This window comes from Arthrobacter rhizosphaerae (assembly GCF_023062595.1).
Lineage (GTDB): Bacteria > Actinomycetota > Actinomycetes > Actinomycetales > Micrococcaceae > Arthrobacter > Arthrobacter rhizosphaerae.
The window spans coordinates 19,424-33,614 of sequence record NZ_JALLAN010000016.1 but is presented as its reverse complement, the minus strand read 5'-3'; the positions used below and the strand labels follow the sequence as shown (position 1 = coordinate 33,614).

The following is a 14,191-nucleotide window of genomic DNA, read 5'->3' as shown; positions in this document are numbered from 1 at the left end:
GTGGCTCAGATGAATTACAAGCGCCAATAAATGCACATCCATGCACTTATACTTCAATCATCAGCCCTTGAAAGCGCCCGGGTCAGAGGGATTCAACCGTGCCGAGCGACAATCCAGTCATTCAATCTGCGAAATTGCGCCCTGCCTGAAGCATGCGCATAAGATTGTGCAGGGGGAGTAAGAAATACTTCAAAGGAGGCGAGCGCTTGTGCTTAACATTCGACGACTCGAATTGCTGTTGGACGTGGTCGAGCTTGGCTCGATTACCGCTGCTGCAGAAAAGCACGTGTACTCCCCGTCGGGAGTGTCACAGCAACTGCGGCGCCTGGAAGCCGAAATCGGGCAGCCGCTTCTTCAGCGGCAGACCCGCGGCATGGTTCCGACGGATGCCGGGCATGTTCTCGCCGCGCACACGCGCCGCATTCTGCGCCAAATGGCGGCCGCGGAGGCGGATCTCGCGGAAATCGCAGGGCTTCATCGTGGCAGCCTCACGATGGGCACCTTTCCCACTTTGGGTGGTTCCTTTCTTCCGCTCGTGATCAGCCGGTTCAAGAAGGAGTACCCGGCGATCGAGCTGCACGTCCGCAGCAGCCGTTTCGAGGAACTGGTTGAAATGCTGGAAAACGGCCAGGTTGGGATGTCTCTTCTCTGGGACTACGAATGGAACCGGATCAACCCGAGGGACTTTGCCTTAACTACTGTCTTCGAGGACGCCACAGCGCTCATTGTGGGCAAGGACCACCGACTCGCGCGTCGGAAGCAGGTGGACATGGCAGACCTTGCCACAGAAGAATGGATCGTCCGCGGTGAGGCCCATCCGGTGGTTGAAGTGCTGCAGAGAAGCGCACGTGCGGCAGGGTTCACTCCACGGATCGCTTTCCAGGCCAACGACTACCAGGAGGCCCAAGCCATGGTCAGTGTTGGCCTTGGTATCGCGCTGGCTCCGCGGACAGCAGTCGTTAATAAGCACCCAGGTGTCAGCATAGTTTCCCTCGGTTCGAGCGCACCATCCCGAAGGGTGCTCCTCGCTCACCGCCACGACAGGGTACGCGCCGCCGCGGAAATGGCCTTCCAGGCAACGCTCCTGGAGGTCGCCAAAGATACCACCGCGGACTTCCGGTGAGGAACTCCGGGCGGTGGTTGTGGATGCTGATTGCATCAGCAGTCCTTTGCCAGATCGCGCTCAACCTGGCAAGGCCACTTATCTCCTACAAGGTGCTGGCGCTCGGCGGCGACTCGGTAGCAGTGGGCCTGACGTCAGCCTCCTTTGCCCTCCTTCCGGTGGCGATCGCCCTCTGGCTTGGGCGGATGTCAGACCGGCGAACATCGATGAGAGGCATCACCGTGGCAGGGACGCTCTTACTCACGGCCGGCCCATTCCTCCTATCCGCCGCCCCATCCCTCCTGCTCGTTGGCATCTCCAGCGCGGTGCTGGGCGTTGGGCATTTATGCTTCACGATTGCCGGACAGTCGGCCATCGCACGATTCGTTCCGCTCAGCCGGATGGATGCGGCCTTCGGCTGGTTCACTGCAGCGTTCTCCCTCGGCCAACTCCTTGGTCCACTTGCTGCAGGCCTGGCCATGGGTTCTGCAGGCAACGCGTCGGCAGCCGCCCGCCTCATGGACGCCAACGCAGCATTGCTACTTGCTGGGGCAATAGCCGTGCTGGCCATTCCGGTAGCCCTTGGGGCAACGACGAAAAAACGCGCAACTGCCCCGGAAACCTCAGCCGCAGCGCCTGCGAAGACTCCCACATCGAAGTCTGTGGCCCACCTTCTGGGTATCCCCACCGTGAAAACCAACATGCTCGCCAGCCTTGCATTGCTGGCCACGACCGACATCATCGTTGCGTTCCTCCCTCTGCTGGGAGAGGAAAAAGGGATCGCCCCCGTCGGCATCGGAATCCTGCTGGCCGTCCGGGCGGCCGCCTCCATCACGTCCCGTCTGCTCCTATCCGTAATGCTGACCCGATGGAGCAGAACCGGACTCATAACCGCCAGCCTTGTAGGGGCGGGGGTCTCCCTGTCGATCCTGCCGTGGCTGTTTGGGAATCCTGTCTCGGCGGCGGTCCTCTTAGCCATCGTTGGATTTTTCCTCGGACTCGGACAACCGATCACGATGACCCTGATCACCCAGGCTGTTCCTCCGGACGCACGAGGTGCCGCCCTGGCGCTGAGGCTGCTTGGCAACCGCCTCGGACAGGTGGTCCTGCCGATCGGCGCAGGATTGCTGGCAGCCCCAGCGGGACCGGGCGGAGCTTTATGGATGTCGTCAGCAGTTCTCTGCGCCGCGTCCATCAGGTGGCCCAGAAGGTCCTGATCGAGCAGTCCGCCGAGGGTAGGTTTCCGAGTCCTAGGAAGAACAGGGACAGGCAAAAGGGTTTATCCCGGGACGGGAAGCACCTAGGTTGGAGACAACCTCCGCAACCGCAGTGCTATCCGCTGCGCCTGTGGGGAATGACTGTTCAATTCAAGAGAGCGAGCTTCAAACACTATGGAATTCCGGTATCTGGGCAACAGCGGCTTCAAAATCTCCGAAATCACGTTCGGCAACTGGCTCACCCACGGCTCACAGGTGGAAAACGACGTCGCCACCCAGTGTGTGCAGGCGGCCTTGGACGCTGGCATCAGCACTTTCGACACCGCCGACGTTTACGCGAACACTTCCGCAGAAACCGTCCTCGGAAACGCACTCAAGGGTGAACGGCGCGAATCCATCGAGATTTTTACGAAGGTTTTCTGGCCCACCGGCCCCGGCGGAAAGAACGACGTCGGGCTTTCCCGCAAGCACATCATGGAGTCCATCAACGGTTCGTTGAGCCGGCTGCAGACGGACTACGTGGATCTGTACCAAGCCCACCGCTACGACGTCTCCACTCCCCTTGAGGAAACCATGCAGGCCTTCGCGGACGTCGTCCGACAGGGCAAGGCACTCTACATCGGCGTGAGCGAGTGGAATGCGGAGCAGATCCGGGCTGGTCATGCACTCGCGAAGGACCTCGGCATCCAGCTGATTTCCAACCAGCCGCAGTACTCCATGCTGTGGCGGGTCATTGAGGAAGAGGTTGTTCCGACGTCGGAGGAACTGGGCCTGTCCCAGATCGTCTGGTCACCGCTTGCTCAGGGAGTCCTCACCGGAAAATACCTTCCCGGCCAGCCTGCACCGGAGGGCAGCCGGGCCACCGACGGGAAGGGCGGCGCCGACATGGTCAAGGGCTGGATGAAGGATGACGTCCTCACCGGCGTACAGAAGCTGAAGCCGATCGCGGACGAGGCCGGGCTGACCATGGCGCAGCTGAGCATCGCCTGGGTCCTGCAGAATCCGAATGTGGCCGCCGCCCTCATCGGGGCTTCCCGCCCGGAGCAGGTTGAATCGAACGTCAAGGCCGCCGGAGTGAAGCTCGAACCGGCCGTTATGAAGCAGATCGACGACGCCATCGGCTCCCTCGCCGAGACCGACCCGGCAAAGACCATCTCCCCGAACCTGCGCGACGTATAGAAACCCAAGAGCCGTCACCCGTCGTCGGCTTCGACGGTGACGGCTCTTGGAACGCCTTTGGAATGAACCCGCCACTGGGTCAATTCGGGATCCGTGCAGCTGACGTTCACGTTACTGTCACCTCCCGCTGATACGTTCTGCGGATGAACCAGCTACTGCCCGACCCTCTGTCCCTGATGGTGAACGATCTCTCTGACCGCGCTGGATACGACGATCAATTCCTCGGGACCCGTGTTCCCCTCCCCACGCTGGACGACGTCGACACTGCCCTGCTCCCATACACGCACTTCTCAGTTCTGATGCGGCTGGACAAGCGACTGGCCGCCGTAACGGCCCTCTGCGTTGATGGTGGGAAGCTGATGAACCTGGACCGCGATGGAATCCAATGGAGGTTGGACCCGAGGTTGTCCGAGGATCAGCAGACAGGTGAAAGGGTCTACGCCCGCAACGACATCGACCGCGGTCACCTGGTCCGCAGGGCATCAGCCGTGTGGGGTGACACCGTGGCAGAAGCCGCCATGGCGAACGAAGACACCTTCCACTACACAAACGCTGCGCCACAGGCGGCCAAGTTCAACCAGGGCCTGGAGCTTTGGCTGGGTCTGGAGTCTTACCTGCTCGAGAACGCGGCCGACAACCGCCGTCGCCTTGTCATTTTCACCGGCCCCATCTTCGGTGAGGCCGATCCCGTCTACCGGGGTGTCGAGATCCCCTTGCAGTACTTTAAGGTCGCCGTGTTTATCGAGAGCGGCGCGCTGGCTGCCACCGGGTACGTCGTAGATCAGTCACCACAACTCGCAGAGCTGCCGGATGTGCCGCGGCCCGGGGTCGGGGAAGACGCTCCTCCGCTTGGACCGTTCCGCACGTTCCAAGTACCGATCCGGGATATCGCCGCTCTAAGTGGCCTGGAACTCGCCCACCTGATAGCCCTGGACCGGATGCCCATCGCGGCGGTATTGCCATCCGCCCGCCTGGGTTCGGCCTGGCGGCGGCTCCACTCTCCGGAAGACCTTGACCTGGACTTCGATCTCCCGGCGTAACCAAAGTTCAGGATCTCTCCCGGCTACCTTGGCGCTACCTGTGGTCGCATATGCTCGAAGGGCACTCATTGGCTCAACGACGAACCACACGGGAGACACCTCATGACCACCTGGCGGATCAGGGATTTTCATTCGGCCGACCTTGACGGGATCCTGCACCTGTGGGAATCCCTCAAAGCCACCAACGTCGAACCCGTCTATGCCCTGTCTGAAGTTCTGGCCTCCTGCGAGAAGGACTACGCCGTAGTGGCGGTGCAGGGCGAGCAAGTGGTGGGTGCCGCCGTCGGACGTGCCGCCCATGACCAGGGGTGGGTGGTTTTCCTGGCCACGCTGCCTGAGTTCCGCGGCCGGGGAATCGGCACTTCACTGTTGGCCGCCGTCGAAAACCGGATGGCGCCGCACGGGCTCAACAAGCTCTCCGCGTTGATGCCGGAATCCGAGACCCGGGTGGAGGCCTTCCTCAGCCGAGGCTTCCAGCTCAAGAAGAACCTGCGCTACTTTGAACGCAAAATTCCAGTGGCACGCCAGGAACTGGAACCTTTGGGCCTGCTGGGCGGCCGGGTGCTGGCCCGGAACCTCTGGGAGAACGTCGCCGGCATGCACAACGAGAAGGAGCTGCTGGAGCGGCGCCTGGTCCTGCCGCTGGCCGAGGCCGATCTAGCCGACGAATACGGTGTGGTGCCGCCGCGGGCAGTGGTACTGTTCGGGCCCCCAGGTACCGGCAAAACCACGTTTGCGAAGGCCATTGCTTCCCGTCTGGAGTGGCCGTTCGTGGAGGTGTTCCCTTCCCGTTTGGCCTCGGATCCCAAGGGGCTCGCGGGTGCGTTGCGCGAAACCTTCCTTGAAATCGCGGAGCTGGAGCATGCCGTGGTGTTCATTGACGAGGTGGAGGAGATTGCGGCCCAGCGCTCGGGCGAACCCCCGTCGCCGCTGCAGGGCGTCACCAACGAACTGCTCAAGATCATCCCGGCCTTCCGCGAACAGCCCGGCCGCCTGCTGGTGTGCGCCACCAACTTCATCCGGGCCCTGGACACTGCGTTCCTGCGCCACGGCCGGTTCGACTATGTCATCCCCATCGGTCTTCCGGACCGTCTCGCGCGTGAGGCCATGTGGCAGCGCTTCATCCCTCCGGCGGTGGTGGACGACGTCGACGTCGAACTCCTCGTTGACCGCACGGAAGGCTTTTCGCCGGCGGACATCGAGTACGCCGCGCGCAGTGCGTCCCAGCGGGCGTTGGAAAAAGCAGTGTACGACGACGGCGGGCTCGCTTCCGGCGGAAGCCTCTCAGTCCGGGACGCCATCCGGAAGGGACCGGCCACGCAGGACTACCTGGACGCGATCGGCGAAACGCGGACCACCGTCAGCAAAGAGGTCTACGCTGAGTTCCTGGAGGACATCGACTCCCTCGGCCGCGTATAGCAGGAGGCGCCTTTATGGCCACGAACCCACTCGGGCATGCACTCATCCGGATGGGAGGCCGGGACCCCGGGGAGAAGCACAGGGCCGCCACTCCGCTTGAGCTCTTTTTCGATCTCACTTTTGTGATTGCCTTCGGCGTGGCCGGCAGCCAATTTGCCCACGAGATTGCCGAGGCCCACTTCGGTGCAGGCCTCCTGGGTTTTTTGTTCGCCATGTTCGCGGTGATCTGGGCGTGGATCAACTTCAGTTGGTTTGCCAGCGCTTACGACACGGACGACTGGATCTTCAGGGTTGTCACCATGGTGCAGATGGTGGGCGTCCTGATCCTGGCCATGGGGATCGAGCCGATGTTTCACTCCCTGGTGGAGGGTGGCCATGTTAACAGTACGGTGATCGTGGCCGGTTACGTGATCATGCGGCTGGCCCTCGTCTCCCAGTGGCTGCGGGCTGCCCGGCAGGATTCGCAAAGGCGGCAAACCTGCCTCAACTATGCGAAGTATCTTGTGCTGGCACAGCTCGGCTGGATCGTAGTGATGATCGTCCAGGCCGATATCCTGACCACTTTCCTGATGATGGTGCCGCTCATGGTGTTCGAGATGGCCACCCCTTCCCTCGCCGAACGGAAGATCAGGACGCCCTGGCACGCCCACCACATTGCCGAACGCTACGGCCTCCTGGCCATCATTGCTCTGGGCGAATGCCTGACCGGGGCCATCGAGACCTTGCGCGCGATCGTTGCGAACCACGGATGGAGCCTGGACGCTGCGGTGGTGGGCTTTGCCGGGACTGCAATCGCCTTTGGGATGTGGTGGATCTACTTCATCCTGCCGGCGGGCCAGTCGCTGCATCTCCAGCGGCACCGTTCTTATCTTTTCGGCTACGCCCACATGCCGATTTTTGCCACGATTGCCGCAACGGGCGCCGGTCTGCATGTTGCCGCCTATTTTATTGACCATGAGGCCCATATCAGTGCCGCCGTTGCTGTAGCCACCATCGCCGTTCCAGTCGCGCTCTTCAAGCTCTCGCTGACATGGCTGTACAGCGCCATGCTGGGCTTTGACCGGACAATTGTCGGTGTGGCAGCGGTAGTGGTGCTTCTGCTTGGGCTGAGCGTGGGGCTGGCCACCGTGGGCGTGGCCGTTCCGGTGTGCATGCTGGTGATTTGTGCCGCCTTGGCTGTCTCGGTTGTCGTTGAGGAGCATCCCCGGGCGAAGGCGGCCCACCGTCGGAAGATTGCACTGGAACGCCTGCATTCAAGGGTGGCCGTGGCCGGCAGCTGAGCGTAGCTTGTGAAGGACCAGCCAGTTCCCGTCAGGAGCCCCGAATGACTGAGCAGAACACCGTCGGCATCCTCGCCGACTTTGGCGCCGACGATCTTTTATTGGCTGGAGGAAAAGGCGCCAACCTCGGCGAACTGCGACGCCAAGGCTTCCCGGTGCCGGCAGGTTTCGTTGTCACCACCGACGCCTATGGCGCCCTTCTGGCGGAAAGCGGCTTGCGAGACAGGCTGGACAGGCTGCTTGCGGGGTTCAACGACGCTGACCAGGCGCCCGCATCGCAAATCCGGGATCTGTTCAGCCAGGCGAAGATACCGGACGCTGTCCGCGCGGAAATCGCCGCGTCCTACACGGCAATGGGAGGCGGGCCGGTGGCCGTGCGTTCAAGCGCCACGGCTGAGGACCTGCCCGGGGCCGCTTTTGCCGGTCAACAGGACACTTTTCTGAACATCGTCGGCGAGGAGTCACTTCTTCAGGCCGTGTTGGATTGCTGGGCCTCTCTGTGGACGGACCGGGCCATCTCGTACCGGCAGCGGCAGGGGATCGACCAGCGGCAGGTTGCCATCGCCGTCGTCGTTCAGGACATGGTGCAGGCGGAGATGGCCGGTGTCATGTTCAGTGCGAATCCGGTGACCGGCGAGCGCGGTGAGATCGTCATCGATGCCAGCCCCGGTCTCGGTGAAGCCGTGGTTTCAGGGCTGGTCACACCGGAGCACTATGTCCTGGACACCACAGGGAAGGTCCGGGCGTTCACCCCTGGCGGCCACCAGTTGAGCATCCGTTCCGTGGCCGGCGGGGGCACCGAGGAGAGTGCCGGTACGGGCACCACCCGTCCCGCCCTCTCTGAGGGGCACCTTGAGGAGCTGGCAAGATTGGCGCTCCGGGCACAGGACCATTTCGGCAGGCCCCAGGATATGGAATGGGCCGTGGCGGACGGCCGTGTGTATGTGCTCCAGGCACGGCCGATGACGGCCCTGCCGCCGCCGCCGCTCCGGTTGAACCCGTTCCAGAGGCTGATGGGACCGTTCTTTGTCGAGATGTTCCAGATGCGGCCCTATCCCTTGGACGTCTCGGGGTGGATGCAGCGCGGGGTCCTGGCCATGCTCCGGGGCATGGCGGGCAGCGTCGGCGTCGTTTTTCCCACGGTTGAAAAGTTGCTTCCCGAGGAGGACGGCGTGGTGCTCCGGTTGGTTCCTCCGGTGCCGCACCCGACGCTTCGAACCCTCGCCGCCCCCGTCTCGGTGGCGCGGAGGGCCCGACGGTTCAATCCTGCTGTGTGGACGCGGGACAGCAGATTCACGATGTTCCTGGATAACGTCAGCCGGCTCGAGGCGCAGGATCCACGGTCCCTGACCTGGCAGGAGGTGGTGGGGCTCGCCGAGGAGACTTTCGCTACGATGCGCGGGATCACCGATTTGCGGATCTCTTACCTGCCTGGCGCCTTTGTTCCGCAGCTGAAGCTGCGGCTGATGCTCCTGCTGCTGGGCAAGAAGCACCTCGGTTCAGTACTCATTGCGGGTGCGGAAACACGCACCAGCCAGGCCAACCGTGCGCTGGAGGACCTGGCCCTGCAGGTGAGGTCGCATCCCGGCCTGATGCTTGCCTTCGCCGGGCCCGGCGGCCCGGGCGAACTCCTGGCGCGGCTGGAGTCCGAGCCTGAGTTCAGGGAATTTCACAGCGGCTTTCGGGCCTTTTTGGCGGAGTACGGGCACCGGGAAACGGTGAGCATCGTGCTGAGCAGCTCGCCCACGTGGTCTGACGCCCCGGACGTCGTGCTGGGCCTCGTCACCTCGATGCTGGGTGAGCGGAAGCCGGCCACAGACCAGACCGGGGCGGCGTTGGCCGAGCTGATGAGGCACCCCGCCATGAGGAGGATACCGGCCGTACGCCGGCACCTGCTGTCCGCCGTCGAGGCCGCAAAAACCGGCATGGCCTTCCGCGAGGACAGCCACTTCTACGCCACCAAGGTGATGCCACCCCTTCGCAGAGCGTTACTTGACCTGGGCAGGCGCCTGCACGATGGCGGAGTGTTGGCAGACACTGCGGACGTCCATCACCTCCGCTTCGAGGAACTGGCGGAAATGAACGACGGCGGAGCGCTGCCCGCCGTCGAACGCGAACGGTACCGCCGGCTGGTACTGGCCAGGATGGCCAAGCGCCGGGAACTGGAGGGAATTCCGCTGGTGGATCCGGCAGTCTTGTTCCTACACAAGCGCCGTGCCGCGGGAACACTCGTATCGGGCATGCCGGCCAGCCGTGGTGTTGCCACCGGAACTGTTCGGATCATCCGGGGGCCGGACGAATTCGGGTTGCTGCGCAGCGGTGAGATCCTCGTCTGCCCCTACACCAATCCCGCCTGGACACCCCTGTTCCGGCGGGCAGCCGCAGTGGTGGTGGATGCGGGCGGCATCGGCTCCCATGCTGCGATCGTGGCAAGAGAATACGGAATCCCGGCCGTCATGGGCACGGGCTCGGGGACCAGCACGCTGGTGAACGGGCAAAGTGTGCAGGTGGACGGAACTCTGGGGCGGGTCACGGCGGCTGGCCCCGATTCCGGTCAAGCCAACCTGTAGTTCAGCGTCGTACGAGGTAGCATCAGCCCCATGCGCGAGACGCCCCAACCAAGCAACCTCGATCCCCTGGTGCTTCACACCATCCGCTGCATCGGTTTCGCGAGCCTCCAGCGCATCGCTGCTACTGCCGGACTTTCTGAACCCGAGACTGAGTCGCAACTTCTGGACCTGGCTGTGGCCGGTCTGGTGACCCGCGTTCCCGGCCATTTCGGCGGGTGGGGCCTGACGGAAGCCGGCCGAACAAAAGATGCGGAGCTGATCGCCAGCGAGCTCGCCGCGGCCGGCACAAGAGAAGCTTTGACTGAGGCATATGGGCGCTTCCTGGTGCTGAATCCGGAGCTGCTGGATCTCTGTACAGCGTGGCAGACAATACCCGGTGACGGAACTCTGAAGATGAACGATCACAGCGATTCCGGCTACGACGCGCGCGTCCTGTACAGGTTTGTGGAGTTTCATGCCCGAGCCGGAGTTGTTTGTTCCGAGCTGGCCACGGCACTGCCCCGGTTTGAGCGGTACGCCCTACGGCTCGGGGACGCGATCACGCGCAGCAAGTTCGGAGACCTGGACTACGTGACGGACAGTCCGGCCTCCTATCACTCCGTCTGGTTCCAGCTGCACGAGGACCTTCTTTCCACGTTGGGTATACCGCGTTTCTGAGGCGGCTCGCGGGCCCAGTGTGAGCCCGCCCCCTGTGCTGTGGCAAACGCGTAGAGGGAGGGCAGGCTTTTGGGCCTCCCCTCCCTCTTTGCCAGTGGGGGTCAGGATGAGTGATGCATCGTTCTTACTTCACGAAGAACTCTGCGTCACTTCAAGGCGGTCACCCGAATGCGGTCGATGTTTGGTGCGTATTTCGACCTCAACAGTTCCGGAGCGGACGCTGAGAGCAGTTCGGTGCTGTTGAAGTTCGGCAGCTCCTGGGAGGAGAACCGGATGGTGTTCGTTCCTGCTTTCAGCTCCACGGGGATTGTCAGCTCCCAGAAGTTGTCCGCGTGGAACGTGTGGGGGAACCAGCCTCGCTTGGTGGTTCCGCCGTTGACCTGGATTTCCGCATGGCGTGCCAACGGGTCGGGATTGTAGTGCGTGGCCGGAGACTGCTCCTGGTTGGAGTAGCGCACGGTCAGCGCATACGTACCGGCTACGGGTGCCTGGACGTTTCCGAAAGTGAGGGTGTTGGTGTTGTCAGGATCTCCGCCAACATTCGTCACTGCCTTGCCGCCTGAGGCCAACAGGTAGTTGGTGATGGCAGCGGAACCGGAGAGCGTAGCCGTCTCCCCTTCATAGGCGGTGGAGGTGAGCTTCCCGGTTGATGCCCCTGTGCGGACCCGGTCCACGTAGAGTGTGCCCGAATCAGCTGTTACCTCGACCTTGTTGATGCCTCCCGCGAGGAACACCGCCTTGGTGAGCGGCCCGGTGATTCCTTCGGCCACCTTCTGGCCGTTTACGCTCAGGTTCGCCGTACCGGTGCCGAGGACGTCCGCGGAGAGCTCAGCCTCGCCGTCAGCGGCAGAGTAGACCCAGAACGTGGCGCTTTGGCCCTGAGTGATGCGTGCCGTTCCCGAACCGGAAACCCCGGTGCGGGTGTAGTCGGCCACTGCCCCCTTGAGGGTTGCGTTTTCGCCTTCATATACGGTCTGTGCCGCAGCTGGGTTTTTCAGGGTGAGGTCGATCTTGTCCACAATGGCGTCGCCCTTGGTCCCCTTGGTTCCGGCCAGGTTCTTCGCAGACAGGGAAATGGTGTGTTTCCCGGCGGTCAGTTTCACCTTGGTGTCTGCGTGATCCCAGACCACCCACTTGTAACCCAGCGGGAGGTACATTTCCTGCTCCGCTCCGCCGTCGACGGTGAGGAACACGTTTGTGGGCCCTTGTTCCTGGACCAGCCCGAAGGTGTTCAGGGAGTTTGCGAAGACGCTGAGATCGTAGTCCCCGTTCTGCGGCACGGTGACATCGAAGTTCAGCTTGATGTCTGAATCCGTGCGAAGGCCGCCGACGTTGTAGTTTCCTGAGGTGTAGAACTTCGAGACGGCCGACGGCGTGCCTTCCGGCCCGTTTTTGGTGTAGCCGGTTCCGGTGAAGGCGGCGTTCTCGGCCTCGTACGTTCCCTTCCACAACGTGGTTGCGGGGGTGCCGGTGGAGGCTTTCCCGCCGGGGGTGAGGATGATCTCATAGGAGGAATCAGCGTTGAGAGCGGGCAGGTGCGCACCGAAATCGAAGCCGATCGAGCCGTTCGTCACCGGGAGGTTCAGCTGACCAACCACCGACGGCTGGGCCGCATCACCCAACTGCCCGCTCCAGCCGATCTCCCTGACCAGGGCGTGCACGCTGCTGCCGAACACTGCCGGATCCACTCCGTTGACCTGCACATGCTGATTGCCGCTGGTCCCACCAAGGAGGATACGCGATTGCGCCTTGGCCTTGTCCAGAGTTGCCACGCCCTGAAGGGTGTAGCTGACGTTGGGCTTGGGCGGGGTGACCTTCACAGTATCCCCGGACATCTGGGCGTAGGCGTTCAGCAGCCACCACTGGCCATTGGCGCGGTTTGCCTGGACGGCCGAGTCGCTGAGGTTACCGTCAATGTTCCAATAGGCGATGTCGCCGTCCACCTTTGAGTCCTCGATGGCGGAGAACCACTGGATCATCTGCCCCGGGACTGACGTGTGGTAGTTGAAGGCATATTCGTTGAGATTGATTGGCAGATGCTTCCCGGCCAGGGCAGTGCCGGCGAACGCTCTATCTTCCCAACCGCGGTAACGGGCAACATTGGTGCGGATCAATTGCGGAGCGCTGAGTTCATGCCAGGTCATCACGTCCGGCACCGTTCCGGCCGCCACCGTGTGCTTTAGGAAACCCTCCACCTGGTTATAAAGCGTGCTGGTATTCGGGCCGCCGATCCGGGCCGTCGGCATCTTCGCCCTGATGATCTTGTACGTGTCGTCCCACGCCTTAAAGAAATACTGCGGGTCGTTCAGCCAGCTGATGTTGTTGTAGCTCCACGTGCTGGTGCCGAACATGTTCCCTTCGGGTTCGTTGTACGGCACGAAAACAATATTGTCCCGGTACTCGACGGGAAGCTGCAGCACCTGATCAACCTGGGCAGCAACCTTGGCCTTGTAGTCGTTCAGGCGTGCTTCCGGCGTGCTCCCGGGCCATTGGTAGGGGAAGCCGCGGTAGATGTCGGTCATGTAGATATAAACATCACCATTGGAGGCATCAGCCAGAGGTTTGACCACTTCCAGGGCGTCGGCTCCGGGGTGCTGGGGTCCGTCCTGGGCCTTGGTGGAGACCGTGCGCAGTTTGATGGCTTCCAGGAGATTGGCGGAAGGCAGCCCCTCGCCGTACACGCCGTAAAGCGTGCCTGAAGCTCCGCCGTGGAAGGGGCCGGTGCTGGTTCCCAGATCCACCGTGAAGTCCGCCCTCGCAACCGTGTCACCGGCCAGGGTCCGCACCTGCTCCGGGCTCAGCGCCTGGGAATAGACCCTGAAGTCATCAATCGCGCCGTCAAAAAAGGGGTGCCCTCCCCAAAACGCCTTACCCAAGGCCCCGGACGTGGTGTTCGTCGGCGAGTACATCTTCGCCACCAGGTCCACCGTTGCCGGCTTTGTCCCCAGGCTTACGCCGTTGAGGTAGTACGTGATGGTTTGCTGGTCGATAGTGGTGGTCACGTTGACCCAGCTGCCAATCGGGATCTTGCTGCTTCCTGAAACACCGACTTCGACTGCCCCGTTGACAGGCTTGATCGATGACCGCGTTTTGGAGTCTCCCGCGAACGACGGCGTCAGGAACGTCGCGTTGTTCAGGTCCTTGCCGAGGCCGTACAGCCACTGAAAATCAGCGCCGCCATCCCACTTCATCCACGATGACACCGTCATGGCTGTCGCGCTCTGAAAGAGCCCGTTCGGCACTGTGACGTAGGGCGCCGTCGTCGAACCTGACGCACCGCCGGGGAGGCTGATGGCCCGCGTGCCCGGTGTGCGGCCGTCCACGAACGTAGCGTTGGCTACGTTCGCGATCGCACCGTTGAGGTGCTTGGCTGACAGGTCCGTAACTGTAGAGCCGGCCACCTGGTTGGCTTCGAAATCGTAGTGGAGGATCAGGCTCTCATCGGGAAGAGGAACATCAGCCGCGGCCACCATCATCGGCGCCGGGGCAGCTTGTGCCCCCGAAGGGGCAAACAGGGTGAGTCCTCCACCGACACATAATGCGCCGGCGAGGGTGGCGGAGAGGACACGGCTGGGGAGTGGACGTTGTTGTCGTTTCACCGAGTATCGCTTTCTTGGTTGGGGACGTTGGGTTCGTAGCGCTGGGAAACGACGTCGTTATTCCTGCTGGGCATAGCTTTTGAGGGGACGTCATAACGTTGTCGAACCGGTTCGAGCAGTGTACATAT

General features: G+C 62.6%; 9 protein-coding genes. 8 read left to right on the top strand and 1 reads right to left on the bottom strand.

Annotation, left to right across the window (positions count from 1 at the left end; genetic code table 11):
• Positions 1–208: 208 nt before the first annotated feature.
• From MU551_RS18725 to MU551_RS18690, 8 genes are all read left to right on the top strand, one after another.
• Positions 209–1,123, top strand: a complete 915-nt coding sequence (locus MU551_RS18725; protein WP_247047655.1) for a LysR family transcriptional regulator — start codon at positions 209–211, stop codon at positions 1,121–1,123.
• Between the two features lie 23 nt (positions 1,124–1,146).
• Positions 1,147–2,319 (top strand): MFS transporter, encoded by a 1,173-nt coding sequence (locus tag MU551_RS18720; RefSeq protein WP_247047647.1) that lies wholly within the window; start codon positions 1,147–1,149, stop codon positions 2,317–2,319.
• A gap of 174 nt (positions 2,320–2,493) precedes the next feature.
• The gene (locus MU551_RS18715) at positions 2,494–3,498 is read left to right on the top strand and encodes an aldo/keto reductase family protein (protein ID WP_247047633.1); all 1,005 of its coding nucleotides are present in this window, start codon (positions 2,494–2,496) and stop codon (positions 3,496–3,498) included.
• A gap of 143 nt (positions 3,499–3,641) precedes the next feature.
• The gene (locus MU551_RS18710) at positions 3,642–4,538 is read left to right on the top strand and encodes a DNA/RNA non-specific endonuclease (protein WP_247047625.1); all 897 of its coding nucleotides are present in this window, start codon (positions 3,642–3,644) and stop codon (positions 4,536–4,538) included.
• 102 nt (positions 4,539–4,640) lie between these two features.
• The gene (locus MU551_RS18705) at positions 4,641–5,957 is read left to right on the top strand and encodes an ATP-binding protein (RefSeq protein WP_247047617.1); all 1,317 of its coding nucleotides are present in this window, start codon (positions 4,641–4,643) and stop codon (positions 5,955–5,957) included.
• Between the two features lie 14 nt (positions 5,958–5,971).
• A complete protein-coding gene (locus MU551_RS18700) occupies positions 5,972–7,237 on the top strand; it encodes a low temperature requirement protein A (protein WP_247047600.1) in 1,266 nt (421 codons plus the stop codon).
• Between the two features lie 44 nt (positions 7,238–7,281).
• Positions 7,282–9,807 carry a PEP/pyruvate-binding domain-containing protein gene (locus MU551_RS18695; protein WP_247047576.1) on the top strand — a complete coding sequence of 842 codons (2,526 nt, stop codon included), beginning with the start codon at positions 7,282–7,284 and terminating at the stop codon, positions 9,805–9,807.
• Positions 9,808–9,837: 30 nt separating this feature from the next.
• Entirely contained in the window at positions 9,838–10,464 is a 627-nt protein-coding gene (locus tag MU551_RS18690) for a transcriptional regulator (RefSeq protein WP_247047574.1), read from the top strand.
• Positions 10,465–10,610: 146 nt separating this feature from the next.
• Here MU551_RS18690 and MU551_RS18685 read toward each other — a convergent pair whose 3' ends face one another.
• Entirely contained in the window at positions 10,611–14,063 is a 3,453-nt protein-coding gene (locus MU551_RS18685; protein WP_247047572.1) for a LamG-like jellyroll fold domain-containing protein, read from the bottom strand.
• Positions 14,064–14,191 lie beyond the last annotated feature (128 nt).

Excerpts from the sequence above, each read along its gene's own strand:
- MU551_RS18705 (WP_247047617.1), top strand. The coding sequence starts at position 4,641 with ATGACCACCTGGCGGATCAGGGATTTTCATTCGGCCGACCTTGACGGG.
- MU551_RS18695 (WP_247047576.1), top strand. The coding sequence starts at position 7,282 with ATGACTGAGCAGAACACCGTCGGCATCCTCGCCGACTTTGGCGCCGAC.
- MU551_RS18720 (WP_247047647.1), top strand. The coding sequence starts at position 1,147 with ATGCTGATTGCATCAGCAGTCCTTTGCCAGATCGCGCTCAACCTGGCA.
- MU551_RS18690 (WP_247047574.1), top strand. The coding sequence starts at position 9,838 with ATGCGCGAGACGCCCCAACCAAGCAACCTCGATCCCCTGGTGCTTCAC.
- MU551_RS18710 (WP_247047625.1), top strand. The coding sequence starts at position 3,642 with ATGAACCAGCTACTGCCCGACCCTCTGTCCCTGATGGTGAACGATCTC.
- MU551_RS18700 (WP_247047600.1), top strand. The coding sequence starts at position 5,972 with ATGGCCACGAACCCACTCGGGCATGCACTCATCCGGATGGGAGGCCGG.
- MU551_RS18715 (WP_247047633.1), top strand. The coding sequence starts at position 2,494 with ATGGAATTCCGGTATCTGGGCAACAGCGGCTTCAAAATCTCCGAAATC.